Origin of the sequence: Streptomyces sp. NPDC059452, assembly GCF_042750035.1 — a bacterium.
Classification (GTDB): Bacteria; Actinomycetota; Actinomycetes; order Streptomycetales; family Streptomycetaceae; genus Streptomyces.
In genome coordinates, this window is the sequence record NZ_JBHYVE010000042.1 from 26203 (window position 1) to 52755 (window position 26553).

Consider the following 26553-nt stretch of genomic DNA (forward strand, 5'->3'; position numbering starts at 1 on the left):
GAGTCGGCTGGGGGAGGGGCGAGCCGCTGTCCGTGGCAGCGGCCCGCCCCCGTTCATGAGGAGGCCGCGCCCCAGCGGCGGAGGTCGAACGCCGGGTGCTGGGCGGCCGCGTTGGCGTCGCGCCAGATGCGCTGGACCGGGGAGTCGTCGTAGATCACGGCCGAACCGGACGCCTCGTACACCGCGTTGACGACCTCCCGGCATCGCGTTCCCGCGTACGCGATGTCCCGGCGCATCCGGGCCCGCTCCTCCGGGGTGCCGCCGGGGGTGCCGGAGGCGGCGAGGGTGTCCAGGTCGGCGAGGAGCAGCGCCCGTGCGGTGTCGACGGTGGCGGTGAGCGCGGAGAGGTCGAGCCCGGTGCGGCCACCGCTCCTGCCGGAGCCCGCGTAGGTGTCCAGGGCCGCCCGTGCCGTGCCCAGGAGGACGCCCGCGAGCGCGACCGTGCCGATGGCGGTGAACGCCATCCGGTACGGGGTCGTCCTCGGGCGGCCGTGGGGCGAGGGGTTGACGGGGTCGAGGGCGCTCACCGGGAGCACGCGGTGTTCGGGGACGAGGAGTTCGGGGACCGTGAACGAGCGGCTGCCCGTACCGCGAAGGCCGCTGGTGTGCCAGTCGTCGATGCCCACGGTCCGCTCCTGCGGGAGGAGCATGACGTGCGGTTCGGGTTCGGCGCCGGGGGCGGGCGGGGCGCTCACCTCGGCGGCGATCCAGTCGGCGTGGTCGATGCCGGAGCAGAAGCGGCCCCACATGCCGCGCAACAGATAGCCGCCGGGCACCCGTTGGGCGGGCGGGCCGCTGAGGCGGAGTTGGAGGGCGACGCGGGTGGAGGGGGCGGCGAAGACCTCCTGCCGTGCTTCCAGGGGGAGTTGGGCGACGGTCCAGGTGTTGCCGCCCATGACCGCGCGCAGCCAGCCCGCCGACGCGCAGCCGCGCGACAGCTCCTCCGTGGTCAGGAGGGCGGTGGCGAAGCCGAGGCCGCTGCCGCCCCAGAAGCGGGGGGTCAGGACGTCGAATAGGCGCGCTTCGTCGAGGAGTTGTACGGCCTCGGCGGGCAGGGTGCGCAGCCGGTCGGCCTCGGCCGCGTACTTCTGGAGGCGGGGCGCGAGGGCGCGTGCGGCGGCCACTGCCTCGTCGTGGGAGAGGGTGAGGCGGGGGCCTTCGGTGTTCGGCGGTTCTGTGGGTTCTGTGGGTTCTGTGGGTTCCGTCGGCTCCGTCGGCTCCGTCGGTTCTGTCGGTTCTGTCGGTACGGAGGTGGTGGTGGCGGCGCTCACGAGAAACTCCAGGGGGGTGTGGGCCGGGCGCAGCCGTCGTGAGTGAAGTACGGGGAGAGCGCGGGGAGTTGGGGGAGTTCGGCGAGGTCGGTGACCACCTCGCGGGCGGGGATCCCGGCCGCGTTCAGGCGCTTGATCCAGGTGGCGGAGGCAGCGGTGGTGAACTGCGCCGGGGCGTCCTTCGTGGTCCGGTGGGGCATGGGGTCGCCGGTCGCGGCGAGGGCCGTCTCCGGCGCCGTGCCGACCGCGATCAGGCCGTCGGCGGTCGGGGCGACGAAGCCGGTCGTCGGTGGCGGGGTGGTGGCCGGGAGCTCGTCCAGGCCGCGGAGCTGGGGCCGCAGGAGCACGCGGGAGGCCCCGAGGAGGGAGGTGTCGACGCGGAGCCGCCCGGTGGCCGCTCCTGACTCGCGGGCCAGCAGCGCCGCCAGGATGCCTTCGGCCGCCACCTGGCCGCCCAGCACGTCGAGCAGGGTCACCAGGGAGGGGGCCGGGTTGCCGTCGGGGGTCCGTACGGTGTCGGCCACGCCCGACCAGGCCTGGACCATGGGGTCGGTCCCCAGGGGGCGCGGTTCGCCGGGGGCGCGGTCCCAGGCGGAGGCCCAGGCGTAGATCAGCCCGGGGCGGGCGCGGGCGAGGTCCTCCTCGTCGAGGCGGAGCCGGGCCGCCTCGCCCGGGGCCCAGGTGTGGAGGAAGACGTCCGCCTCGGCCACGGTCTCGGCGACCGCGCGGCGCCCCGCCGCCGTACGGATGTCGATCTGCCGGACCTCCTTGCCCGCGTTGAGCGCCGCGAACCGGGCGGAGACCCCGCCCGTCAGGGGCGCCGCCCCGCGCGCCGGGTCGCCGCCCGGCTGTTCGATCCGGATGACGTGCGCCCCGAGCGCCCGGAGTACGGAGGTGGCCAGCGGGCCCTGGAGGTGCCGGGTGGACTCCACGACGGTCAGGCCGGTGAGGGGGAGCGGGAGGGCGCCGGGGCGGGCCGTCCGGTGGGGGGCGGGTGGCAGGCCGTGGTCCCGGGGGAGTTCGCGCAGCTCCCAGGGGTCGTCGTCGTACCGTACGTCGCTGTCGGCCCGCCGGTCCGCGAGCGTGCGCAGGGCGCAGATGCCCATTCCGGTGCGCTCGGCGATCAGGCGGAGGTCGGCGTAGGAGTGGCGGGCCGCGCACTGGGCGAGTGTCGTGATGAGGGGGGAGGCCGCGCGGGCGTGGCGGGCGGCGAAGGCCCGCCAGCTGTTCGCGATGTCCTTGGCGGGGGCGCCGACCCCCTTCCAGAAGTCGCGCCAGGGCTGGACCTCCAGCGCCTCCACCTCGAACCGCACCCCGTCCGCCGTGCGGAACGGGGGCCGGGCGGCCCGGCGGTAGGGCGGGCTGGGGACCTCCTCCGGCTCGTCCCCGGCCGTCGCGGCGGCCACGTACGGGCCGAGGGAGAACAGGGCCGCCTGCACCACGCTGACGCGCGCGGTGCGGACCGGGGTGCCGCGCAGGCCGGAGAGGGCGGCGGCCAGGAGGGCCTGGGTGGCGGTGACCCCGGCGAGGGTGGAGAGGTAGTCCACGCCGAGCGGGCGGGGGCCGCCGTTGGCGCGGCCGTGGAGGGCCATGAGGCCGGTCGCGGCCTGGGCGGTGGTCTCGTCGAAGGGGGTCGGGTCGCCGGTGGGCCAGCCGCGCAGGGTCAGCTCCGTACCGGGGGCGTGGTGCGGGCCGCTGAGGCCGATGAGGGTCTGGGGGCCGGTGAGCGTCTCCCGGCCGGGTGTGGGGTGTTCCCGGCCGAGTGTGGGGTGTTCCTGCCCGGGTGTGGCGTGCCGCTCCCGCGTCGGAGTCGCGCTGCCGTACCAGGGGCCCGAGCCGGGGCCGAACCGGGCGCCGAGCCGGGTGAGGTGGTCCCGGACGACCCCGGTGGCGGTGGCGAGGCCTGCGGGCGGGGCGGGCGGCAGGTGGACGAGGTGGCCGTCGAGGGGGAGGGCCTCGCTGGTGGTGAGCGGGGAGAGCGGTGGCGCGGAAGTCAACGGGTCCTCCGGGGGCGTGGGTGTCCGGGGGCGGGCGGCGCGTTTCGGACGACCGGAGACGAGCCGTTAGTTAGGTTAGGCTAACCATAGTCGTATGGGGGCTCGGGTGGGAGCCGATGGGGGGATCCCGGTCGGATCGGCCCGGCGGGTGGAGGAGTTGGGCGGGGAGTTCACCACCACGATGTCCTCCGGCGGGCGCGGGAAGCGGGCGTCGTGCGGAACCGCCGCTTTCTCCTGAAGTCGGCCGCCCCGGGGCGTGGTCGCGCGCTCGCCGGGCAGGCGGGGAGGACGACCGTCGTCCGCCATAGGAAGGGAAGGGCCCATGAGCGCCACCGCCGAAACCTCACCGGCACCGGCACCGTCCGCCGCGGTGATCACCGAACCTCTGCCCGACCTTCAGCTCCAACTCCTCATCCAGCTCCTCGACGAGGACCCGCGCTCCAGCCTGCCCCTCACCCTCACGCACCCCGGCGGCCTCCTGCACGGGGACGTCATCGGGCACGAGCAGTGGAAGGCCGAGTGGGCCAGGAGCCTGCGGCAGGTCGAGGGCGAGGGCGCCAACCTGCTCGCCGAGTTCCCCGAGACCGTCGACCAGGGCGTACGGGAGCTGCACGGCCAGGAGCAGGACGCGGAGGCGGCGGCCCGGCTGCCGCGCTGGATCCATCTGCGGGACGTGACGTTCCTCGGCGGGGCCATGAGCGCGGTCTCGCTGCCGCTGTGGCGAGGGCGGCTCTCGGACGTGTCGGGGTGGGCGCTGGGGCGCCCGCAGTGACGACCCCGTACAAGAGTGCGCACGTACGCGATCGGCCCCGGCACCTGGGAAGGGTGCCGGGGCCGACGTACGTACAGGCGGCTGCGTACAGCCGGTGCCGTCAGAGGCGGTCGGGCGTCCGGATGCCGAGCAGCTCCATGCCCTGGTGCAGGGTGCGGGCGGTGAGGTCCACCAGGAAGAGCCGGTTCTCGACGGTCTCGGGCGCGTTGTCCGGGCTGAGCACCTGGCACTGGTCGTAGAACGTGGTCAGGTGCGAGGCGAGCTGGTACAGATACGCGGCCAGCTTGTGCGGCTCGTAGGCCGAGGCGACCTCGCCCAGCACCTCGCCGAACCGGTCCAGGTGCAGGCCGAGCGCGCGCTCCGCCGGGGCCAGCGCCAGCTCCGGGTGGGCGGCCGGGACCGCGTCGCCCGCCTTGCGCAGGATCGACTGGATACGGGCGTACGCGTACTGGAGGTACACCGACGTGTCGCCGTTCAGCGACACCATCTGGTCCAGGTCGAACTTGTAGTCCCGCACGGCGGAGGTCGACAGGTCCGCGTACTTCACGGCGCCGATGCCGACGTACCGGCCGTTCTCCACGATCTCGTCCTCGGACAGGCCCACCTTCTCGGCCTTCTCCCGGACGACCGCCGTGGCCCGGGAGACCGCCTCGTCGAGGAGGTCCTCCAGCCGCACGGTCTCGCCCTCACGGGTCTTGAACGGCTTGCCGTCCTTGCCGAGGACCGTACCGAAGGCGAGCTGCACGGCCTGGACGTCCTCGTTCAGCCAGCCTGCCCGGCGGGCCGTCTCGAAGACCATCTTGAAGTGCAGCGACTGCCGGGCGTCGACCACGTACAGCAGGGTGTCGGCCTTGAGGTCCTGCACCCGGTTGCGGATCGCGGAGAGGTCGGTGGCCGCGTAGCCGTAGCCGCCGTTCGTCTTCTTCACGATGAGCGGGACCTTGTTGCCGTCCGGGCCCAGCACATCGTCGAAGAAGACGCAGAGCGCACCCTCGGAGCGGACGGCGACACCCGTCTCCTCCAGGATGCGGCAGGTCTCCTCCAGCATGTCGTTGTAGCCGGACTCACCGACGATGTCGGGGTCGCGGATCTCCAGGTCGAGCTTGTCGAAGACCGAGTGAAAGTAGATCTTCGACTCGTCGACGAAGCCCTGCCACAGCTCCAGCGTCTCGGGGTCCCCGGCCTGGAGGGCCACCACCCGGTCCCGCGAACGCGCCTTGAAGTCCTCGTCCGAGTCGAACAGTGCACGCGACGCCTTATAGACGCGGTTCAGCGTCGACATCGCCGCCTCGCCGTCCGCCGCGTCGCCCTCGTGCTTCAGGGCGCCCGGGTGCTCGATCAGATACTGGATGAGCATGCCGAACTGGGTGCCCCAGTCGCCGATGTGGTGGCGCCGGACCACGTTCTCGCCGGTGAACTCCAGGATCCGGACCATCGCGTCGCCGATGACCGCCGACCGCAGGTGGCCGACGTGCATCTCCTTGGCCACGTTCGGCTGGGCGTAGTCGATGACGGTGGTCCCGGCCGCCGCGTCCACCGGCACGCCGAGGCGGCCCTCGGTGTCGGCGGCCCGGGCGGCCAGCGTCCGGATGATCGCCTCGTCGGAGAGCGTGATGTTGAGGAAGCCGGGCCCGGAGACCTCGATGTCCTTGATCAGCTCACCCGCCGGGAGGGCGGCCGTGACCTGGGCGGCCAGCTCGCGCGGGTTGCCCTTGAGCTTCTTGGCGAGGGCGAGGATGCCGTTGGCCTGGAAGTCGGCCCGGTCGCTTCGGCGCAGCAGCGGGTCCGCGGCGCCGGCCTCCGGCAGGGCTGCCGTCAGGGCGTCCGCCAGCTGCTGCTGGAGCGTGGAAGCGAGGGAAGGGACCGAGCCGTGCTCAGGCATGGGACGGGCTGCCGTTTCCGTAGGGGTACAAGGGATCTCTTGGAGTATCCCACGCTGCGTAAAGCCGTTTTCGCGCTACGGGGGGTAGCTGGGAGAATGGTCGGTAACCCACTGGGACCGACAGACGAGAGAAGGACGTGCCGACCGTGGCCGAGAGTCAGACCAGCACCGAGACCGACTGGGTCTCCCGCTTCGCGGACGATGTCATCGCCGAATCGGAGCGTCGTGCGCCTGGCAAACCGGTCGTCGTCGCCTCCGGGCTCTCCCCGTCCGGCCCCATCCACCTCGGCAACCTCCGCGAGGTCATGACCCCGCACCTGGTCGCCGACGAGATCCGCCGCCGCGGGCACACCGTGCGCCACCTGATCTCCTGGGACGACTACGACCGCTACCGGAAGGTCCCGAACGGGGTCCCCGGGGTGGACGCGTCCTGGGCCGAGCACATCGGCAAGCCGCTGACCTCGGTGCCCGCCCCGGCCGGTTCCGCGTACCCGAACTGGGCCGAGCACTTCAAGGCGGCCATGACGGCCGCCCTGGACGAGCTGGGCGTCGAGTACGACGGGATCAGCCAGACGGAGCAGTACACCGCCGGGACCTACCGCGAGCAGGTCCTGCACGCGATGAAGCACCGGGCCGACATCGACGCCGTACTGGACCGCTACCGGACGAAGAAGGACCCGTCGGCGGCTCAGGGCAAGGGTGGCAAGAAGCCGCAGCAGAAGAAGGTCGACGAGGCCGAGCTGGAGGCCGCCGAGGGCTCCGGCGCCGCCGCCGAGGACGACGGCAGCGGCAACAGCGCGGGCTACTTCCCGTACAAGCCCTACTGCGGCAACTGCGAGAAGGACCTGACCGTCGTCACGTCCTACGACGACGACACGACCGAGCTGAACTACACCTGCTCGGCGTGCGGCTTCGCCGAGACGGTCCGGCTCAACGAGTTCAACCGCGGCAAGCTGGTCTGGAAGGTCGACTGGCCGATGCGCTGGGCGTACGAGGGCGTGATCTTCGAGCCCAGCGGCGTCGACCACTCCTCGCCCGGCTCGTCCTTCGTCGTCGGCGGCCAGATCGTCCGCGAGGTCTTCGACGGCGTGCAGCCCATCGGGCCCATGTACGCCTTCGTCGGCATCTCCGGCATGGCCAAGATGTCCAGCAGCAAGGGCGGGGTGCCGACCCCGGCCGACGCGCTGGAGATCATGGAGGCGCCGCTGCTGCGCTGGCTCTACGCGCGCCGCAAGCCCAACCAGTCGTTCAAGATCGCCTTCGACCAGGAGATCCAGCGGCTGTACGACGAGTGGGACTCGCTGGGCCGCAAGGTCGCCGACGGCACGGTGCTGCCCGCCGACGCCGCCGCGTACGCGCGGGCCGTCCGCACGGCGGCCGGGGAGCTCCCGAGCACCCCGCGCCCGCTCCCGTACCGGACGCTCGCCTCGGTCGCCGACATCACCGCCGGCGCCGAGGACCAGACCCTGCGCATCCTCACCGAGCTGGACCCGGAGAACCCGCTGACCTCGCTCGACGAGGCCCGCCCGCGTCTGGACCGCGCCGAGAACTGGATCACCACCCAGGTCCCGGCCGAGGCCCGCACCATCGTCCGCGACGAGCCCGACAAGGAGCTCCTGGGCTCGCTCGACGACCAGGGCCGCGAGTCGCTGCGCCTCCTCCTGGCGGGACTGGACTCGCACTGGTCGCTGGACGGGCTCACCACGCTCGTCTACGGCGTCCCGAAGGTGCTGGCAGGCCTGGACCCGGACGCCAAGCCGACGCCCGAACTGAAGGCCGCCCAGCGGTCGTTCTTCGTGCTGCTGTACCGGCTGCTCGTCAGCCGCGACACGGGCCCGCGCCTGCCCACGCTGCTGCTCGCGGTGGGTGCGGACCGGGTGCGGAGGCTGCTGGGCGCGTAGCGCGGTAGGTGTACGGACAAGGGCCGCCGTTCGGGAACTTCTCCCGGGCGGCGGCCTTTTCGTGTGTACGTCTACGTCTACGTCTACGTCTCAGGCGCCATCCAGGAGCGCGGGGCTGACCGCCTCACCGTACACAGCCCAAACACGTTGCCCTGACGGCCTACCGGCAGTACCTCGTTCGATGCCATTCGGTGCCGCCCGTGCCCCTTCGCCATGTTGTGTGGCCGTGCGTCAGGCGCTCTGGTCGGCTGTCGTCCGCTGCATGTAGTGGTCCCGGAACTGCGGCATCAGGTGCTGGAGGAGTTCGGTCGAGCGTGGGTGGTGCACGTCGTGGCGGTCGGCCAGGGTGATGTCGAGGGCCTCGACGTTCGGGTACTGGCCCTCCTGGTCCGTGTACGCGCTGAACTCCTCGTAGGCCCGGTTGGCGAAGTCCTCGTCCTCCTGGGACCAGGGCTCCAGTTGGGGCGCCTCCTCGGAGACGGCGGGGGGCTCCTCCGCTGCTTCCTGTACGGGCTCTGGGTCCTCGCGGCGGGGGTGTGGGACCGCGCCGATCGTGCCGACGTTGCCTAGGGGGCGGGTGCGGCCCGGGCCCAGGGGGACGGCGGCGGGGGTGGGCTCCAGGCTCTCGGCGTGCTGTGGGTCGTACGCGCTGGTGTGCGTGGCTTCCGGGAGCTTCTGGGCCGCGAACCAGGGGCTGTCGTGGGTGGGCGGGGGCTGGGGGGTCTCCAGCGGCAGGGGCTGCGGCTGGGGCTGTTCCTGGAGCTGCTGTTGTTGCTGGAGCTGTTGCTGAGGCTCCTGCTTCTGGAGCGACATCGGCTGTTGTTGCTGTTGCTCCTGGGGGTGCTGGTGGGCCTGCTGCGGCTGCTGCTCCTCGCGACCCTGTTCGTGCTCCTGGGGCTGCTCCCGCTGGGGCTCGTACGGCAGTTCGGCCTTCGGGGCGGGCGGCAGGAGGGCGGGTTCGATGCCTGCGGCGGCGAGTCCGGCCGGGGCGGTCTCGGCGAGCGGGACGCCGTACTTGGCCAGTCGCAGCGGCATCATCGACTCGACCGGGGCCTTGCGGCGCCAGTTGCGGCCGAACCGGGCCTGGAGGCGGGCCTGGTAGATCAGCCGTTCCTGTTCGAGCTTGATGACCTGCTCGTAACTGCGCAGTTCCCACAGCTTCATGCTTATCTCTACGCGACACAACGTCTATGCAGTTGGAGACGTTACGGAGAAGTCTGGAACGTGAGTTACATGGTCGCCTAACGATGCCCTCGACCTGCTTCAAGGTGTGGCGGCTTGGCTCGCTCCCTCCGGACGTGTGGGGCGCACATGCGGCATCTACAGAATCCAGCCACCCCGCTTGCTCGGCGCCCGATCCGATCGGAGTGGTCATATCATCCCCGTACAAGTCGCAGTGAACAGTGGGTCCTTCGACCGGCAGGACCGAGCTGTGACTGACACACATGGGGGAGTTTGTCGTGACAACATCGGCCGATCTTCTGCTCACAGCCGCTGCCTCCATGGGGGGAGCCATGGGCACGGAACTCTGGAAGCCCGCCCTCAAGAGCCTGGTCACATTCCGGCGCCGTCGTCACGGTGGTGCAGCGGAGGGTGAAACCGAGACGGTGGCCCGACTCGACTCCCTCGAGCAGGTAGTGGCGGCTGCTGAGCCTGACCAGAGGCAGGCCATGATCAACGCCGTGGAACCCCAGGTGCGCGAGATCCTGGCCTCCTGCGTTGGTGACGAGCCCGACACGATCCAGGAGCTCATCGATGCTCTGAAGGCGCAGGGGGTGGAGCCTCCTGCCGATGTCTCGGTGAAGCAGGACGTCAAAAACAACTTGGTCTTCGGTAATCAGAACGTTGCCGGCCGGGACAACAACTTCGGGGGTGCTCGCTGATGTCGTCGCCGATCCCGACCCCGACTCCGGGCGAGCCCTCGGTGAAGCAGGACGTCAACGGCAACGCCGTCCTCGGCGATCTGAACATCGCGGGCCGCGACAACAACATCACGAACTACCTGACCGGGCTGCGACGCTTGCGTCCACGCAAGGTCAGCCCTGACAAGCTGATGCCGGCCAATCGCTTCGTCACCCCTGACGACGAGTACAACACCAATTTCGACAGGGCCAGACAAGCGATCCGTACATCCTTCGGGAGCACGGCCACCCGCATCGTGGTCTTGCTGGCTCCCGAGGAGCATGGCCGCAAGTCGGCAGCGCTCCGCCTGCTGGCTACCACAAACCTCCCGCCTGATCGCATCTTCGAACTGCGGCCTGACTGGGACGAACCAGACGTGGACTGCCTTCCTAAGGAGCGCAGCGCGGCGTACCTCCTCAACTTGCGCGGTGTCACCGAACCGCTGCCGGATGACTTCTACGACGACCTCGTGGCCTACGCGTCCGGCCTGCGCAACGCCGATAGCTACATGGTCATTACGGCTACGACAACCGTCTGGTCCCAAGCCCGGGCTGCCGGGGCACATTCCGGGATCCTCGTAGCGGACATCGGGCTCCCCGATCCCGAAAAGATCGTCAAGAAGTACCTGGAGAGCGACGAAAGTGAAGACACGCGTGCGCGCTCTGGCTGGATCGGCGACACGGAGAGCGTCTTCCACGGCCTGCTGCCGGAACACTGCGCACCCGGCGAAGCGGTTCGGCTGGCGTCAATCATCGCGAGGGCCAAGCACATCAAGGATGACGAGGCCCTTGATGAGTACCACGGCTGGGAGAGCCACCTGAGCCAGTGGTTCAGCGGCGGTTCAGATGCGGTCGAAGAGCGAGCTGTCCGAATTGCTGGTGCCTTCTTGGATAAATCTCCTGCTGCCGCAGTGCTGAACAGCGCCGACCTTTTGCTGGCTGCACCGAAGGTCGACCTGCCCATGCCTGAGGGCGGTCTGCTGGCGATGCCGGACGCACAAAGTCGACTCAAGCCGGCAGGCATGTCCTTCGACGTGACTACCGGTGCCGCATCGCTCGTCCATGAGTCTCAGGGGCCAGCAATCCTGCGGTACCTCTGGACGAAGCATCCACAGTTGAGCGATGAGGTGCTGACGGAGTGGCTCCAGGAGATCAGTCAGGGACCGGCCAAGGAGCATCTTGGCGCCCTTGCTTCGTCGCTGACGCAACTCGCAGAGACCGTGGGCATCGCTCCGATATTCGACTTGGCGGAGGGATGGCTGCACAACGACGGAAAGCAGTACCTGGAGCTTGTCGGTGACCTGATTTCCGACCTTGCCGTGCATCCCACACTCGGCAGCCAGGCGCGAGCCGAGCTGGCCACGTGGGCCAGGGGGAAGAAGGAACCCGCACGCCAACGGGCGGTTGCCCGTGCGTGTTCAGGTGCCTTCGGGAAGACGTACCCCAGCCAAGCCTTGACTAGGGCGCGCTACATCCTCAACTCGCCGGGATCCGGAGAGGCTAGGCAGGAAGCCATCGACGCACTACGAGCTTTGGCGTGCGATGCCGAACTCACCCCCCTCGTGGTCGACACAGTCGTCGATTGGATTGCGAACTCCGGAAGGCAGACGGGAACGCCGATAGATGTATTCTTCGACGTTTTCGTTGCCCCCTCGACCGAGAGACAGCAGGAAAAGGCGCCGCTCAGCGCGGCACTCGCCCGGGGAGGCGAGCCGGGTGAAGCGATCTGTCGTCGGCTGCTGGAAGGTTGGAAGCATGTTTTCCAGGCCAGCGACGATCCCTCCCACGCTCAGAACGTATTGCTGAGCTGGCGCCAAAGCGCCGAGAACGGGCAAATTTCCCAAGGTCCCGTGGTAGCGATAATTATCGCTCTCGGCCGCGCTCCAGGAATCGCGAGCCCGTTCATCAAGGCCGTATTTACGGAAGAAGGGCCACTGAAGAACGTTCTGATCGAAGCGCTGGTCGCAGAGATTCGGCAGGATGTTAGTGGAGTTGATGCTCCACCCGGGGCCCCACCGGAAAATGAGGTAACAGGGCAGACCCTCCGCAGCGCAAATGAGGCGGTCGGCGAAGCGCAATGAGTTCGATCTTCGGATGGTTGAAGGAGTGGCGGAAATCCATCCGTCGCTCCTTCTCCGTGCCTCTGGAAAGTAGGGATCGCGGACTTTATTACCGTGCCCTAGTTCGCTATGAGTGGCGTTTGAATCCGGATTCCACGATGCCTTGCCCTCGGGATCCCGGAGCGCTTGTCCGCGACCTGCTTCGGGAAGAGCTGGCGGATGTGGCGCGCAATCATCGGCTGCTGCACTCCGCCATTGCGGAGGATGCCATGAACGCCGTGCTCTGTCAGGCGCTGTGGGATGACGAGCGGCGCGTCCAGGTGGAAGGAAGCGTGCGCATTCGGGTAGCCAAGCAGGCGAAAGAAGCAGCGCTGCGCAGAGCCGAAGAAGAAACTGCTCTACGCACGGCGTACGCACGAGAGACGGTTGAACTCGATCTTCTGCTCGATCGACTCTCTGATCCTGTGCTGGGCCCTGTCTGGTGGGTCAGTAGGTATGCGGACCTTCAGTTCGCGGCCGGCGATCCAGAAAAGAAGGTCAAGTCCGTTCTGGGTGCATTTGGAGAATTGCAGAAGAATCTTTACGATGCGAGGATCGATCAGATCACGGACGAGAAGCGGCGTGTTCGCCGGAAGGTCGACGAAGTATTCAGCGTTATTGAAGACGAGGAGACTCTCTCACTTGTCCTTAAGGTGATGAACGGCACGCTGGAGCGTGTGGGTGTTCGTACGGTAGAGACTGGAAAGATCGACCTTCCTTAATGAGAGTGGGCGAGAGGCGGCCTCTGATTCCCCTCTCACGGGGCTGGAGTGAGTACCAGCTGACCTCTGTATGACCTCGTGTCAGACGGCGATGACACCGCCACCGTTGTCGTGCACAATCGCCTGCCAATCGAGGGCAGGGCACTCGGCGACGAGGAGGGTGTCGAGTCCGTCCGGCCCGCCAGCTGCCACGACGTGATCGAATGCCTCTTCCTGGACAGGGAAGTTGCCTTGGAGTGCATCGCAGTGTCGGCACCCGTTCGTCAGCTGTCGTTCGCGCATGGTCCTGCTGTATCGGGACTTGACCTGTGCCGTCAGATCCGCCCGGTCGTTTCGCTCCAGGAGCTGCACGGCGAGTGCCATGGTTCGGGCGTTCTCTGTGGTGAAGAGCCCGCAGTAGCCGCGTGCTGGACGGGCTGGGTATAGGCCTGCGATGCAGGTGATGTCCCTTCCGCACTTCCAACAGGATCGGTTCAGTCCGAGAACACGAAGGTGCAGGACGGGAGCGGATCCCGGCGGTGGTGCCACGGGCAGGACGATCTCGTCCGGGTCGAAGTCATCCGCCTCGGCGAGCTCGTCAACGTATCGGCATGTTGCGCAGCGCAGCTCCCATGTGCCGCTCTCACTTCTCTGTACGAACCCGCCGCGTGCCGCGACCTGCACGGAACACAACGTGCACCCTCCTGCGAACCGGTTCTCCACGTCCTCCCCTTCTGGGATTCGGCCGCCTCAAGGCGAGCGGTTGGTTGGCGTCCGGCCGTTGGCGCGAGGCCCCACTCGACACGGTTGCGTTCAGCTGCCGTTCACGAGTCTCTGAGCAGACCGCATTTCCGCGAGGAACCGTGGGCTGAACAGTCCGGTGCGCAGAGGAGTCCGTTCCGGCCAAGGCGCCCTCAAGCGCCACAGCCATCGTCCGTAGGCCTTCCGCAGCCGGGCACGCTCAAGCTGCCAGAGGCTCTCCCACTTCAACGCTTCCCGGTAGGTGAGGCCGGGGTTGTCCAGCGTCCACAGGTACAGGCGCCGCGCCATGCGCGGGGCCAGGAGGAAGTGGATTGGGCGTACCGGGCTCCGCCGCGGGGCCATGGGCTTGTTCCTCCTTCGGGCGGGGCTGTGCTCAGCACCGGCATGGTACGGGCGTTGCAGTCGCGCCGGTGTTGAGTGGTGGCAGCCTGATCTGGATCTACTTGGCGCGCATCATCTTGCGCAGACTCTGCCGGGCTGCGGTCAGGTCGTCCTCCAGGCCCTCGATCGTGTCGCGCAGCGCATTGTTGTCGGCTTGGGCTTGCTGGAGATCTTTGGTGAGTGCCGCGTTCGCGCGGTTCAACTCCTCCACGCGAGCCGTGAGTTCGCTGCTGTCAGTGTGGTTCAGTTCCGTGCCGAGCTGGATGCGCAGCCGCTCGCGCAGCCGGTTGCGCTCTTCCCGGAGCTCCTTGACCTGCTGCTGGGCGAGTGAGAGGTCGGTCTTGAGACTGGCGTTGCTGACGCGGGTCTGTTGTGGGACGGCGTCGGCTGTCGCCTCGATGCCGAGTTCCTCCTGGCGCCGACGGGCGGCGTCGATGTGTTCGCGCAGCCCCGGTGAGTACGCGAGCCAGCTGGAGACGCCCGCCTCCTTCGCCACCCTGGCGAACGTGATCTTCGCTCCAGCGCGCTGCAGGGAGTCAAGAACCTCCAGGACGCGGCGGCGCTTGTCCTGGCTGTCGCGCTTACGCGCTGCCTTGAGCGCGGCAGCTCGGGCTTCGTGATTGCTCACTGGCCCTCCTCGCGCGGCTTGATCACTGTCAGCGGCAGGAGCTTGTGAGACGCGCTGGCCCGAGACTTGCGGAGGATCTTGCTTGCTTCCTCGACCTCATGTCGTTCATCGTCGGGCAGCGTAGCGAGCTGGTCGCGCATGGTGGCGGCAACGTCCTGGTAGCTGTCGATCTCAGCGTTGATGTTGATCAACACGAAGTCGGCTGCCCCGACGGCGTCAGCTGTCTCGCGGTCTGCTTTCAGATCACGTACGTGATCTTCGATTGCCGGCAGGTAGGACGGGTCGGGGCGGTAGAAGGGGCAGCCTGAGCACTGGAATCGAAGAGGACAGGAGCCGCCGCCGGCTTTGACGTTGGATGGCTCGGTGCAGTTGCCGAACGGGACGGCGACCGAGGCGATCTCGTACTTGCTCTGGGCGAGAGGAGCCGACCGTCCGGTGCGGTCCACGGCCAGGGGCGCCAGGGTTCGCACGGCCTCCCGCTTACGCTTCAAGGTCACCTGGTAGTAGCCCATGGTCGTATCGACCGAGGTGTGATCCATCAGGTCGCGCAGGACATCGACGGGTACACCGGCGTCTGCAAGCCGCTGGGCGTAGGTGTGGCGGAAGGCGTGGGCGCTGATCTGGGAGCGGTCGAAGGGCAGCGGCTGCCCGTCGGGCCCCGGGATGTCGCTATCGATGCAGGGGAGTGCGTCGACCCAGGTGCGCAGTACCGCCGAGATGCTGTCACCGCGGATGTGCCCATTCCCGCGGCCGGAGCCGTGCATGGCGCTGGGGAAGAGCCACCGTCTTGCACGCTCGGTCAGCGGGAGTTCGGCACGGCGCTGTTCCCAGCGGGTGATCAGCTCGGCTGTGCTCTGCGAGATGGGCAGGCGGCGGCCGTTCCGCTTGGCTTTGTGGTTGTCGTAGACCAGTTGGTAGTGATCGTCCTCCTGCTCGACGCAGCCCGCCTTGAGGCTCGCGACCTCACCCAGGCGGCGCCCGGTGTCGCGCAGCACGGCGTAGACGGTCTGATGGAACAGCTGCGAGAGATCTTTCGGCCAGCCCCGATGGGAGACATCCAGCAGATGCAGCTGGGCGTCCAGCTGCCGAATGACGGTGTCGGGCAAGGCCCGGCCGACGTGTTCCTCATTGACCTCGATGGGAGCCACACGGTGGTGGCGGGCCCGGCTGAAGGCGCCGGGAACATCGTCCATAAGCCCACTCGCACGCGCGAACTCCAACACGGCGAACCATGCTCTGACCAGCTTGTCCTGGGTGGCGGACGCCCGGGGCTTCCCGTCCTTCTTCCGGGACTTTTTGATCGCGTCGACGGCCGCCGTCATGTCCGCGGCGCCGAGACGTGAGGGAGCGCCGCCGCCAGCTCGCTGGGCTAGTCCCTCGGATGCGGCGGAGAAGGCCAGAAGGGAGGTGCGTAGATCTTGGATGGTCGGCCGAACCGAGCGGGCCCATTCCATGAGCACTGTGCGCAACCACTGCTGCCGGACGCCACGGAAGTCGATGTCGCCCTTCACCGCATCGTAGCGGCGATGGGTCGCGGCCCACAGGCCCACGGCGGCCGCGTCCCAGACCTCGCCCGCCATCGGGTCGGCCCCCTCGTACTGCCGGTGAGCGCGCTCGACCATGCGCTGGATCTGCCCCAACAAGGCGCGCGCCGGGCTGCTGCCCTTCTCCCTGCCGAACCGCAGTGACGACAAGTCCAGGCCGCACAAGCTGTCCACGCCGACGACGGCCGCGATGGCGAGCCGCACCGCGAGCGGACTGATGCTCAGCCCTGCCTGGTCGCGTTCCTGCAGGCCGAGCAGCAGTTCGTGGGCGACGACGGGGTGAAGCCCGCCGCACCAGAACTGATGGACCTGGAGGAACGGACCGGTAGCGGCTGCCCACTCCAAAAGCTGGTCGGGAGTGTGGGTGCCGCTGCTGAGCTCGCGGCGCCACTTTCCATGGTGTGACACGCATAACCGGAGTTGTTGCTGTTCACGGAGGCACCCGCCGACGAGGCATTCTCCCTGGTGCATCAGCGGCTGAGGGCGCGCCGAGCGCTGCCAGTCCGCAACGCTCAGCTCGGGGCGGCGTCTTCTGCACTCGCTGAAGGTTGAGGCATGCGTGGGACAGAGTCCATGACTTACCGATTCCCGTGCACATCGCCTTGAACTGTCGGCGACCAGACACACCTCACGGTCCGACATTCCGCGTACGCGTCGCTTCCGGGCCGGCTGGTGCGTGGCGTCGAACTCATCGTCCGGCACATCGCTCGACCGGGCGGCAGCTGCGCAGGGAGAGCACCGGCCGACACGACCAGGGCACGGCGCTTGGCAGGCGACAACCTTGCAACGAGACGCACCGGTGGCGTCGCTGTCCAGATCGCCGTCGAAGAACATCCGCTCGTGGTCCCACTCGCCCGGACGCCAGTCGGGCTGCACGTGTTGGCGCAGCCAAGCCAACCAGCCAGCCCCCGGCGTCTCGGGCTCCAGGCGCGAGGGCAGGGCTGCAGCGATCACCTGCTTCATCGCGCAGCCACCTCCCGCTGAGCGGCTACGCGCTCCACGGCCTCCCGCTTCTCATGCTCATTCGCGTGAAGGTAGATCGCGGTGGACGCCGCCGACACATGCCCCATCAGCTGCTGCACGACGTCGATCGGCACGCCGGCCCTAACCCAGGCCGTCGCGGCGGTGTGCCGCAGCATGTGCGGGCGCACGACGAATCCGCACTGCCGCGACAGCCGCTCGAACATGCCCTTCGCCGCCTGATAGGTCATCGCCTTGCCCAGAGGCCGCTGGTAGAGGTTGACGAAGACCAGGTCGTTTGCTTCGGCCTCGACCACGGCATCGCGGTCGGCGCGATAGGCCACGTACTCGGCCACTGTGGGCCCGTCGACCGGCACGACGCGCGGATAGCGGGACTTGGCCAGGGCCTTGTTCTCGTTGTCCCGGCGGTGGCGCACGTGGATGTGGGCCCCGGAAACGCTGCAGCCCAAGGCGCGGGAATCGGGCAGGAAGTGCATGTCCTGCCGACGCAGCCCCAGAGCCTCCCCGATACGGATTCCGGTCGCCAGCATCAACCCCACCAAGAACCGGTCGCGAGCCGTACGACAGCCAGCCACCACCGCGATGACCTGCTCCTCGGACAGAGCTTCGTAGGGCTTCTCAACCTCGCGGGACTTGATCGCCTTCGCGCGCACCGTGCGGAACTGCCCGCGCTCACCGGCATTGAAGCCAGGCGGCGGTGTCGCGAGGTAGCGCGGCTGCGACAAGCGGTCCGCCACCTCCGGCGCGATCACGCCGTGAAGAGCGCAGTACCGCAGGTACTCCACCACCGCCGTGATCGTCGCGCTGACCGTCGCCCCGGAACGAGGCTTGCCTCGCCTGCCGACCGTGGACTCCAGCCAGAACCGAAAGCGCGCCATCGAGGCGAGCGTGACGGTCCTCCAGTCGACCGCGTACTCGGCGCACCAGGTCAGGAACAAGGCCAGGCGCCCGGCGTAGACCCTGATGGTGTTCACGGACCGGTCAGCACCGTGCAGGAACGTTAGGAAGTCCGTCCCCTCCCGGTGCATCGAAAGCTGGGGATCGAGGATGACCCATCGGGTGCTCTGCGGGTCTCCACTGGAGGACAGGGCACGCTCAGCTTGAAAGGTATCGGCGTTCATGCCGTACCTAACGTGACTCATGCGTTGTAGATACTTGTGAGCCACGAACGAGTGACAAGACGTGCCTCACGTCCCTGGCGAGTCAGTGCGGCATAGAGATATTCATGCGCCGCCACAGCTTGAACGTCGGTATGGGAGAGAGCAGCCAGCGGGTGAGGCGTACGCCCTCCATGTGCTTGTCGGCCGTGATGTCCGCGATCCGGCCCACCGCGTGGCGGGCGGCCTCCACGGAGACGACGAACAGGACCGGGATCACCGCGTGCATCGCGGTGCCGAGCGGGTCGGGCCAGGAGGCGGCGCCGTTGAACGCGATGGTCGCGGCGGTCAGCAGCCACGCCGTCTGGCGCAGCAGCGGGAAGGGGATGCGCATCCAGGTGAGGAGGAGGTCCAGGGCTTCCCTGATGATTGAATGAGTTCAAGCGCCAAGGGAGGTATCTGGTGGGTTCGTGGTTTGTGGTGTGGGTGCCGGATCCGGGGCGGTGGGGTGCTCTGCCGCCAGACGGGGTGTTGGGGGTGCGGGATCTGCCAGAGGCTGTGGCCCAGATCGGGCTGCGGCCCGGTGACCCGGTGTTCGTCCGGCCGGACGGAGCGGTGGATACGGACTTGCTGGACTTCGTCCGCTCGAAGGAGTTCCGGAACCTGGAGCGTGAGACGAAGCGGAACTACGCGACGGACATCCGGCTGCTGCTGGAGTTCCTGTCCTCGCGACGGGTGCCGTGGCGGAAGGCCACGGAGCAGGACCTGGCCGACTACCGGAACTGGCGGTGCGAGGCGCCAGCGAATCCCGAGCGGATCAGCGGGACGAAGTGGAATCGAGAGGCGGCTGCGTTCACGAAGCTGTTCACGTGGGGGAAGGTCCGGCCGTTGCCGGTGGACGTCTCGCGGCGTGAGGACCGGGCGGCGGACTCGGTCAGTGCGCGGGTGTCGTGGCTGACGCCGCGCACCTGGGCTCTGTGGTCGGACGTCGGGTTGCGTGGCCACGACAAGGCTGGGGCACCGGTGCCGGGGTGGGATGCGCGGACTGAGCTGCGGAACACGGCCTTCGTGCAGTTGTTGCTCAGTTCCGGGCTGCGGCGGCAGGAGGGCGGCTCGCTGCTGACGTTCGAGTTGCCCACGCAGCAGCTGCGGCGTGGCAGGTACTGCCATGGAGTCATCGCCGGAGCGGTGACCAGGGCAAAGAAGGGGAGGACGTTCTACGCGTCGGTGGGTGCGGTCGGGCAGGTCGAGGCGTACATCGAGTCGGAGCGGGCGTGGGCGGTTCAGCGTGCCCAGGCGGAGGGCCGCTATGAGCGCTTGCCCGTGATGAGGCTGGTCACGAAGGTGACGCGAGGGCTGAAGCCGATGGTGGAGTGGGTGGGCCAGGATGGTGTCGTCGGCGGCCGAGAGCTGGGCCGACTCGGGTGGCGCGAGCGGCAGTGGCTGTTCATGGAGGGGCCGGAGGGGCCAGAACCGGCCTGGCTGTGGCTGTCTGAGCAGGGCCTGCCGATGGCTCCGGACCGGTGGAACGGTGTGTTCAGTTCCGCGAACTTGCGCTGCGAAGAGGTTCTTCTCGCACCAAAGGAGCGGGAGTTGGGGCGGGGGTTCCGGCTGGCGGAGGTACGAGGCAAGAGTCCGTACGCGACGCCGCACTCCGCCCGGCACTCGTACGCGCTCTACATGCTGGTGGTGCTGAACGAGCTGATGGAGAACCGCTTCGGGCTCTCGCAGAAGGACCGGCGGGACTTCGCACTGCTCTTCGGTGACCCGTGGTGGCTGGTGAAGACGCTATTGGGGCACGCGGATGTGGAAACGACGAAGCGGCACTATCTGGCGCCCGTCGCGCATCTACAGCTGGAGTCGATCCTTGCCGCCGCCGAGAACAGCGATGAGCGGGACGAGGAGCGCAGCAACCTGGACGACGTCTTTGCCCGCCTTGCCCGTGAGTCTGCTGGTATCCAGGACATTGGTGTCCTTCTCGGGGAGGCATCGTGAGCCGGCGTGGCCATCGGGCCGGGCTTCCGCCGGCGGATCACCGCACCGAATCGCCGCTAGGGCCGGACGGACTCACGGTCACCGTGGTCAACAAGACTGGCTACGCGAGGGAGTTCGACTTCTCCGAGTTGCCGGTCCCCGAGCCCTTGCAGCGTTCGCTGGCCCGGCTGTACGCGGCTCGGTCGATGGCCTGGACCAGCCATGAGACCGCCAAGACCTGCTGGTCGAGGCTGATGGTCTTCGCCACGTTCCTGTCCGAGCTGGACAACACTCCAGAGGATCTGGACGGCGTGACCGTTGCGGTGCTCAAGCGCTGGCGTGCCCGGCACGTGAGTACGGTCACCGGAAAGGCTGTGCTGAGTACGGTGCGCCTGCTGCTTCAGCAGGCGCCGCAGTTTGCCGGCGGGCCTGTGACGGAGGAATTGCTGCGGCGCTTCCCCGCCGCGAAGCCGAGCAAGCAGTCCTACGAGGATGACGAGCGCAAGCGCGTCGTGCTGGCCGCACAGCGGCAGTTCAGGGCGGCATGGTTGCGGATCGAGGAGAACACCCGTCTGCTGAGGGCGTGGCGGGCGGGCGAGCTGGAGGAAGACAGCCGGGGCGGGCGCCTCGGAGAAGTCCTGGACCATCTCGCACGTACGGGAGATGTCCCGCGCACCATCCTGCCGAGCGGGCAGCCCCATGTGGACCACCGCAGTCTCCTCGGCGGAGCCGGCACCGAGCAGACCTGGGGCCGGTTGTTCTTGTCGCGCATGGAGCTGACGGCGCTGGCGGTCCTCCTCACTGACCAGTTCGCCTGGAACCTGAAGATCTACGACCGGATGCCTGCTCCGACCACCGGTCCGTCCGTGGGAGAGAAGACCTCGATCACCTACCAGGTCCAGGTGGAGAAGCACCGGGCGGGCCGGGGGCGGTGGTTCTCCACCGAGAACATCACCGACTCCGGTGCCGCCTCCCCGGGACGGCTGATCACGCAGGCGCTGGAGGTCACCGCGCATGGCCGTGACCTGGCCGCCCGGCTGGTGCCGGGCACTGATCTGCTGATGGTCGCGCGCCTGTACGCCCCGGCGAAGGAGGCCCACCGGCACCAGAACACCGAGCGCCCGCGCCCCGTGGGCCCCTTGTCCTTCGGTATCGCCTACAACGACGCAGACCGCTGGCAGAGGGCACACGACCTCGGTGGCTCGCCCTTCCAGCGGGTACGCCGCACGACGGTGACTCGCGGAGGCCAGCCCCGGCAGCATTCCCAGAGCACTAATGAACGCGTCTACGTCCTGCCCGACGAGAACGTGCAGCGCGCCTCACGGAGTGTCTTCGCGGACGCCGCCGAGGAAGCCTTGGAGCAAGCTGAGGCCGCGGTCTTTGGCGGGCATCTCACCGGCGCCCCGGACCCCGCTCACGAACAGACGGTCACGGCGGACTGCGAGGACGAGTCAGCCAGTCCCTGGCCAGCACCGGAAGGCGGCTGTGGGGCTGACTTCATGCTCTGCCTGGCCTGCAAGAACGCCTATGTCCACCCAGGACACCATCCCCGCCTCGCGCTACTGCAACAGCAGCTCGAAAGTCTGCGCTCCGTGCTGGATGACGGCACGTGGGACAGGCGGTGGCAGGGCCACTTGCTGCGGCTGGAAGATCTGCGCGACAAGATCGGCGCCGCAGCCTGGGGCGCTGCCCTGGCCCGTGCCGGCAGTGATGACCGCGCCCTCGTCCACCTCCTGCTGAAGGGAGACCTCGCGCCGTGACCAGTGCTCTCGCCCACGAAGCCGACCCCTACATCCTGCCGACACCCACTCCGGACAGCTCCGTGGTGCTGTCCCAGTGGATCAACCCCGGAAACACCCACCTCAACTCCCGCTACCGCGATGCCGTCTGGTCCCTGGCTCCTCTCATCGACAATCCGGGTGCCACCCTGATCTCGATCCACTGGAAGAACTGCCCGGCGCCCTTGCGGGACGAGATGAAGCTCGTGGTCTGGTCCCTGATCAACGGCGAGCGGAGACCTACCTTCCTTCGTACCAAGGGGCTTTCGGCCCGGGGACGGGGCTCGGCTTCGACCATGATGCAGAAGTACTGCGAGTGGTTCCGGCTGGCTCGCTGGCTACACCAGCAAGGCATCACCCGCCTTGTGGACTGCACCAAAGACCAGTGGCAGGCGTACGCGGCAGAGCGCCGGGACGAGGGCATCAGCCGGGTGCATGCCGAAATGGTCTTCGGCTACTTCACCGACCTATGGGTGTACGACCAACTCAGCGCCCGCCCCGCAGGCATCAGCTGCCCGCCGTGGGAGTCCGAGGGCATGGACGACTACCTTCCTGCCGCTGACGGTACTGACAATGCGGAGAACTCGACCGAACCGCTTGCCCCGCAGGTCCTGGGGCCGCTGCTCATCTGGGCGTTGCGGTTCGTCAACGACTTCGCCGACGACATCTTGGCGGCCTGGGCCGAACAGCGCCGCCTGATGGACGTGGCAGCGAGCAGCATCGCCACACCAGCGAGCCGGACCACACTCAAGGAGTATCTGCTCCCGCTCATCGACTCGGGTGCCCCGCTCCCCGCCGCGCACGTAAAGGGCAGGCTTTACCTGGCCCGCGACTACGTCGCGGCACACACCGGAGCTACCCACGCCCAGATCGAGCGCCTCGTCAAACTGCACAACATCCAGAACCTTGTTCTGGAGCGCCCGGCCCCCTGCCCGCTGAATGTCCCGGTCACAGGACAGATCGAGGGCAGACCCTGGCGCGAACACATCGCCTTTAGCGAGGCCACCACTCTGATGCAGCAACTTGGCACCGCCGCCGCCATCGTGATCGTCTACCTCACCGGTATGCGCCCTCAGGAAGTTCAGGCCCTGCGATCGGGCTGCTGCCCCGACCCCGAGCCGACTACAGACGGCACCGAAGGCCGGCACCTGATCCGCACTTATCACTTCAAGAACGTCCTCGACGACAACGGCAACCACACTTCCGCCGGCGAGATCCGCGAAGTCCCCTGGGTCGCGATCGCACCGGTCGTCCGCGCTATCCGGGTCCTGGAACGCATGGTCCCCGAGGACGAGCTCCTCCTCAGTGCTGCCCATCACGACGTGCATCGCCCCGGCGGCAAGCAGAGCCAAGGAGCGATGCGGCGTGCGTCTTTGAACCGGCGGATCGAAGCCTTTGTCACCTGGGTGAACCGTGAGGCCGAGGCACGGGGGCTACTTGATCAGCTCATCCCCGAGGACCCGTTCGGCGCGATCGGCATGTCCCGGTTCCGCCGTACCCTGGCCTGGCACGTCGCCCGTCGGCCCGGCGGATTGGCCGCCCTGGCCATCCAGTACGGCCACATGCGTACTGTCCTGGACACCCGAACCTCCAGCGGCTATGCCTCCCGCAGCCGCCGCGGCCTGCACAGCGTCCTCGACGTCGAGACCGCCCTGGCGGCCGCCGACACCGCCGCTCGCTTCCGCGACCGCACCGCGGCCGGCGAAAAGATCTCCGGTCCCGCGGCCCGCCGAGCCGTCACGGCGGCCGGACAAGCGCCCCGCTTCGAAGGCCGTCTCGTACCAAAGACCTTTGCGAAGAAGGCCACCGCGTTCCTGGCCCGGGACGGCATTGTCCTCTACGACAACCCTGATGCGTTCCTCATCTGCGCTTTCAAGCATGACAACGCGCTCTGCGAACCCGAGCCGGGCGCCACCGCCCCGAGGCAGTACGCCTGTACATCTGGCTGCGGCAATACAGTCCGCACCGACACTCATGCCCGCCAACTACGTGCGCGAGCCGACGAGATCGATCAGCTAGCCGACCGTGCACCCGGTCCCATCGCCCGGAAACTGCAGGCCAATGCTGCCAGGCTGCGCGAGACAGCCGCGACCCATGACGCCACTACCCAGACCATCGAGGCTCTGACATGACCGAGCAGCACCAAGACGAGCGCATCCGCGTCCGCGAGGCCATGGACCGCCTCCTGGCCGGGCAGCCCACTGTCTCCAACGGTAGCCTCACCGTTACCGCCCTGGCCGTCGAAGCCGACGTCCACCGCATGGCCCTCATGAAGCGGCACGCAGACCTGAAGAACGAGTTTTACGAACGCGTCCGCAACGAGACGCAGCAGGTACCCGAGACCGAGAAACGACTCCGCGAGACCGTCACCAAGCTCAGGAAGACCATCGCGAACCAGAAGGCCGAGATCGACGAACTCCGCCACCAGGTCACCGGCCTCACCCTCGCCGGCGCCGTACTCACCCAAGAGCGGGGCACGTCAGCACAACCTGTCCCGACTCCTGACAACGTAGTGGTGTTTCGCCCACCGACTGCGTGAGAACACCAGCTCACAGGACGACTCTTGCCATGGCCTCCTCGGGACGACGTGTCTCGCGCTGCCTCAAGGGACGACAGAGGCAACGGCTCTACCTGGTTCGATTTCCACGATGTAGCGCAGTGGGCGAGGCGGTCGTGCGTGTCCACATCTCAGACTGACCGTTGACGAAATGGCCTCCCCGCTGGCATAGGTCCCGCTCAGGACGCTCCGACGACTCTGTCCTTCTCACCCGGGGCCTGACGAGTTCCCCAACGCCGAAGAGATCTGGCCACTTACGTGGCCGAATCCGGCAGTCACACGCCATCGCTGGCGTGGGCAACTAGCCTGACGCTTCGCCACGTTGATGGGCTTGTTGCAGTTCGGTCAACGAAGCTGGCGATGTGATCACGAACTAACGGGGAAGATCTTGGAAGCCGCCTATCCGATTCTCGTTGCTGTCGGCGTGGGCTCATTGATCATGCTTGTCGGTGTGCTCAGTGGGGTGTTCCTTGTCATTGCCTTGCAGCGAAGCACCCGTTCCGTGCAGCGTGAGGGGGAACCCGGGGTTCTTCCGGGCGATGCAACGGTGAGCCGCGGCCAGGTGCCTGCGCCTCACCCGGTCCCCGCGGTTCAACCCTTACGGAGAGAGAGGTTGGGAATGATGGAGGGCACTCCGCCGGACACAGCAGGACGGGTGAATCGCCTACTTGGGCACAAAAAGTCTATCTCTGAGATCCGGGTCGCCTTACGGATCAGAACCGCCCAGACGACAATCCGCTGGCTATCTGGCACCCTTGCCGTCGTCCTGCTCTTCACCTTCATCGTTGCGAACGTGGCCGTTGGGTGGTCTGCCATCGCCCTCGCGAACAAGATCGTCATCCCTATTTTCGTGCTCAGCGCAGGGACCTTCTGGGGGATCCGGTTCATAGAGAAGAACGCACAGGGGCACTACAGAAAGAAGGCGCGCGAGCTCAAGATCGAACTTGAAGCTGCGGAGGAACTGCGCCTTCTGGATGCCGCTCGCCTCGGGCTTCCGGTCCCAGACCGCCAATACTCGTATAAGGACTCGATCCCGGCGGAGCTTGACGGCCTACGTAAGGACGGAAGAAAGTACAGGAGGAAGCACAATTTCGCCCAGGCCATCATCATTCTGGGGTCTCTGGGTGGAACGGCAGTCTCTGCCCTCGCTGATACTCCGCCTCCGCTCAAGTACTGGGCCATGGGCATCACCTTCGCCGTTGCTGCAGCAGCAGGCTTCACCGGATACTACAAGTGGCGCGAGAGGGCCTTCTACCTCCAGCAGACGGCGGACGACATCGAACGCCATGCTACGGCTTTCGACTTGGGTATTTACCCCTATGACGAGGGCGGGGAGCACCTCAGGCTGGCCAAGCTCGCCAAGGAGATCGAACTCCTACGAGTCGAGCAGCGCAAGCGTGAGCAGCAGCTTGACCAGCCGCACGAAGGGAGCGGCGAAGTTGTCTAGGCTGGCACGCGAGTTCGGGGGAATCGCCATCAGTCGCTGGCTACTCGCCCCCGTGACGACTTGGCGCGCTCTCCGTATGACCAAGCGGCGCCCAGGACTAGATCCACGGACAGCGTGGATCTTCGCGCGCCTTGCTGCTCATCCAGACGAGAAGGGCCTGGCTCGTGCGTATTGGTTGAAGAGCCGAGCTGATCGAACCGTATAGCCCGGAGAGGCTTGGGAGCTTGTGCCCAGTGGAGCTGCCTGTTGTAGCCGCGGGCGCGCTGTACGGGAGATATAGATCGCCTGACGGCCGGGTCTACAACAGGCGACGCTCTTGATTTGGTCACGCTGACTACGGAGTCGAGAGTTTGAACACAAGAACTTGACAGGGAACAGGGCGAGCAGGACACAGATCCCGGCGTCGATGCCGATCGGGAAGACCAGGGAGAACTGCCCGAACCCCTTGGCCTCGGCCAGCTCGCGCACGGCCGCGTAGGAGCCCGCGAACCCGATCGCGGCGATGATCACCGCACCGGCGACGACGATCCCGATGAGTATCCGGTGCGTGCGTGTCAGCGGTATGGCGGCCACCGGCGCTCCCCTCCCCGACTTCTTCTCTCCGTCCGGCATCCGACGTCCGGCGCTGGCACAGCCTGGCACATGTGTGCGAGTCCTGTGACGTGGGGAGGGGCGAAGGCCGGAGCCCGGCGGAGTGACGGGCTCCGGAAAAGCGGCGCGGGCCTGGGGGTTCGGGCCCCGGGGCCGTTCAGGTCACGACTTGGGCGCTACGGTGCAGGACCGCAGGAAAGGACTTCCCAATCGTGATGTCAAGCCGCAGCCGTGACGGGAGGTGAACCTTGGTAGCGCTGTCCGTCACGGATCATGGCCCACAGGACGT

17 protein-coding genes and 3 pseudogenes are annotated in these 26553 nt (G+C 67.8%); 10 read left to right on the forward strand and 10 right to left on the reverse strand.

What is annotated here, in order from left to right; translation table 11 throughout:
• Nucleotides 1-53: 53 nt before the first annotated feature.
• Together ACFW9Z_RS33730 and ACFW9Z_RS33735 are read right to left on the reverse strand one after the other, a co-directional pair.
• On the reverse strand, nt 54-1271 hold the full coding sequence (locus tag ACFW9Z_RS33730) for an acyl-CoA dehydrogenase family protein (RefSeq protein ID WP_384646984.1): 1218 nt from the start codon (nt 1269-1271) through the stop codon (nt 54-56).
• Nucleotides 1268-3268, reverse strand: coding sequence for a CoA transferase (locus ACFW9Z_RS33735; protein ID WP_384646987.1), 2001 nt, complete (start codon nt 3266-3268; stop codon nt 1268-1270). The genes ACFW9Z_RS33730 and ACFW9Z_RS33735 overlap by 4 nt, the downstream gene beginning before the upstream one ends.
• Nucleotides 3269-3590: 322 nt before the next feature.
• Between ACFW9Z_RS33735 and ACFW9Z_RS33740 the strand changes: the two genes are divergently transcribed.
• Nucleotides 3591-4040, forward strand: coding sequence for a hypothetical protein (locus tag ACFW9Z_RS33740; RefSeq protein WP_384646989.1), 450 nt, complete (start codon nt 3591-3593; stop codon nt 4038-4040).
• Nucleotides 4041-4140: 100 nt separating this feature from the next.
• Here the strand turns inward: ACFW9Z_RS33740 and argS are convergent, their stop codons facing one another.
• Nucleotides 4141-5922 (reverse strand): arginine--tRNA ligase, encoded by a 1782-nt coding sequence (gene argS / locus ACFW9Z_RS33745; RefSeq protein WP_384646991.1) that lies wholly within the window; start codon nt 5920-5922, stop codon nt 4141-4143.
• Between the two features lie 137 nt (nt 5923-6059).
• Between argS and lysS the strand changes: the two genes are divergently transcribed.
• Entirely contained in the window at nt 6060-7823 is a 1764-nt protein-coding gene (lysS, locus tag ACFW9Z_RS33750; RefSeq protein WP_384646993.1) for a lysine--tRNA ligase, read from the forward strand.
• Nucleotides 7824-8054: 231 nt separating this feature from the next.
• Here lysS and ACFW9Z_RS33755 read toward each other — a convergent pair.
• Nucleotides 8055-8987, reverse strand: a pseudogene (locus ACFW9Z_RS33755) (hypothetical protein); the annotation flags it as partial.
• A gap of 350 nt (nt 8988-9337) precedes the next feature.
• Here ACFW9Z_RS33755 and ACFW9Z_RS33760 point away from each other — a divergent pair.
• From ACFW9Z_RS33760 to ACFW9Z_RS33770, 3 genes are read left to right on the forward strand one after another with little or no spacing between them, the layout of a single operon-like run.
• The gene (locus ACFW9Z_RS33760; RefSeq protein WP_384646995.1) at nt 9338-9706 is read left to right on the forward strand and encodes a hypothetical protein; all 369 of its coding nucleotides are present in this window, start codon (nt 9338-9340) and stop codon (nt 9704-9706) included.
• Between the two features lie 41 nt (nt 9707-9747).
• Nucleotides 9748-11805 carry a hypothetical protein gene (locus tag ACFW9Z_RS33765; RefSeq protein ID WP_384646997.1) on the forward strand — a complete coding sequence of 686 codons (2058 nt, stop codon included), beginning with the start codon at nt 9748-9750 and terminating at the stop codon, nt 11803-11805.
• The gene (locus ACFW9Z_RS33770; protein WP_384646999.1) at nt 11802-12545 is read left to right on the forward strand and encodes a hypothetical protein; all 744 of its coding nucleotides are present in this window, start codon (nt 11802-11804) and stop codon (nt 12543-12545) included. The genes ACFW9Z_RS33765 and ACFW9Z_RS33770 overlap by 4 nt, the downstream gene beginning before the upstream one ends.
• Before the next feature lie 81 nt (nt 12546-12626).
• On the opposite strand, the gene ACFW9Z_RS33775 is transcribed toward ACFW9Z_RS33770, so the two are convergent.
• The 5 genes and pseudogenes from ACFW9Z_RS33775 to ACFW9Z_RS33795 all read right to left on the reverse strand — a co-directional run.
• Nucleotides 12627-12908 carry a hypothetical protein gene (locus ACFW9Z_RS33775; protein ID WP_384647002.1) on the reverse strand — a complete coding sequence of 94 codons (282 nt, stop codon included), beginning with the start codon at nt 12906-12908 and terminating at the stop codon, nt 12627-12629.
• An 817-nt stretch (nt 12909-13725) separates the two neighbouring features.
• Nucleotides 13726-14295, reverse strand: coding sequence for a DUF6262 family protein (locus ACFW9Z_RS33780; RefSeq protein ID WP_384647004.1), 570 nt, complete (start codon nt 14293-14295; stop codon nt 13726-13728).
• Entirely contained in the window at nt 14292-16802 is a 2511-nt protein-coding gene (locus ACFW9Z_RS33785; protein WP_384647006.1) for a tyrosine-type recombinase/integrase, read from the reverse strand. Before ACFW9Z_RS33785 ends, ACFW9Z_RS33780 begins: the two co-directional genes overlap by 4 nt.
• Nucleotides 16799-17941, reverse strand: a complete 1143-nt coding sequence (locus ACFW9Z_RS33790; RefSeq protein ID WP_384647008.1) for a tyrosine-type recombinase/integrase — start codon at nt 17939-17941, stop codon at nt 16799-16801. Before ACFW9Z_RS33790 ends, ACFW9Z_RS33785 begins: the two co-directional genes overlap by 4 nt.
• 97 nt (nt 17942-18038) lie before the next feature.
• Nucleotides 18039-18335: pseudogene (locus ACFW9Z_RS33795) on the reverse strand (DUF2637 domain-containing protein); the annotation flags it as partial.
• A gap of 140 nt (nt 18336-18475) precedes the next feature.
• On the opposite strand from ACFW9Z_RS33795, the gene ACFW9Z_RS33800 reads away from it, so the two are divergent.
• From ACFW9Z_RS33800 to ACFW9Z_RS33820, 5 genes are all read left to right on the forward strand, one after another.
• Nucleotides 18476-19912, forward strand: a complete 1437-nt coding sequence (locus tag ACFW9Z_RS33800) for a site-specific integrase (RefSeq protein ID WP_384647010.1) — start codon at nt 18476-18478, stop codon at nt 19910-19912.
• Nucleotides 19909-21651: a hypothetical protein gene (locus ACFW9Z_RS33805; RefSeq protein ID WP_384647012.1), complete on the forward strand. Its 1743-nt coding sequence runs from the start codon at nt 19909-19911 to the stop codon at nt 21649-21651. The genes ACFW9Z_RS33800 and ACFW9Z_RS33805 overlap by 4 nt, the downstream gene beginning before the upstream one ends.
• Nucleotides 21648-23801 (forward strand): integrase, encoded by a 2154-nt coding sequence (locus ACFW9Z_RS33810; RefSeq protein WP_384647014.1) that lies wholly within the window; start codon nt 21648-21650, stop codon nt 23799-23801. The genes ACFW9Z_RS33805 and ACFW9Z_RS33810 overlap by 4 nt, the downstream gene beginning before the upstream one ends.
• Entirely contained in the window at nt 23798-24208 is a 411-nt protein-coding gene (locus tag ACFW9Z_RS33815) for a hypothetical protein (RefSeq protein ID WP_384647017.1), read from the forward strand. The genes ACFW9Z_RS33810 and ACFW9Z_RS33815 overlap by 4 nt, the downstream gene beginning before the upstream one ends.
• A 637-nt stretch (nt 24209-24845) precedes the next feature.
• A complete protein-coding gene (locus ACFW9Z_RS33820; protein ID WP_384647019.1) occupies nt 24846-25673 on the forward strand; it encodes an SLATT domain-containing protein in 828 nt (275 codons plus the stop codon).
• Between the two features lie 375 nt (nt 25674-26048).
• On the opposite strand, the pseudogene ACFW9Z_RS33825 reads toward ACFW9Z_RS33820, so the two are convergent.
• A pseudogene (locus ACFW9Z_RS33825) lies at nt 26049-26246 on the reverse strand (DUF2637 domain-containing protein); the annotation flags it as partial.
• Between the last annotated feature and the right edge of the window lie 307 nt (nt 26247-26553).

Coding starts and splice junctions, on each gene's coding strand:
- ACFW9Z_RS33740 (WP_384646989.1), top strand. CDS start 3,591: ATGAGCGCCACCGCCGAAACCTCACCGGCACCGGCACCGTCCGCCGCG.
- argS (WP_384646991.1), bottom strand. CDS start 5,922: ATGCCTGAGCACGGCTCGGTCCCTTCCCTCGCTTCCACGCTCCAGCAG.
- ACFW9Z_RS33760 (WP_384646995.1), top strand. CDS start 9,338: ATGGGCACGGAACTCTGGAAGCCCGCCCTCAAGAGCCTGGTCACATTC.
- ACFW9Z_RS33770 (WP_384646999.1), top strand. CDS start 11,802: ATGAGTTCGATCTTCGGATGGTTGAAGGAGTGGCGGAAATCCATCCGT.
- ACFW9Z_RS33775 (WP_384647002.1), bottom strand. CDS start 12,908: ATGGCACTCGCCGTGCAGCTCCTGGAGCGAAACGACCGGGCGGATCTG.
- ACFW9Z_RS33785 (WP_384647006.1), bottom strand. CDS start 16,802: ATGAAGCAGGTGATCGCTGCAGCCCTGCCCTCGCGCCTGGAGCCCGAG.
- ACFW9Z_RS33790 (WP_384647008.1), bottom strand. CDS start 17,941: ATGAACGCCGATACCTTTCAAGCTGAGCGTGCCCTGTCCTCCAGTGGA.
- ACFW9Z_RS33815 (WP_384647017.1), top strand. CDS start 23,798: ATGACCGAGCAGCACCAAGACGAGCGCATCCGCGTCCGCGAGGCCATG.
- ACFW9Z_RS33820 (WP_384647019.1), top strand. CDS start 24,846: ATGATGGAGGGCACTCCGCCGGACACAGCAGGACGGGTGAATCGCCTA.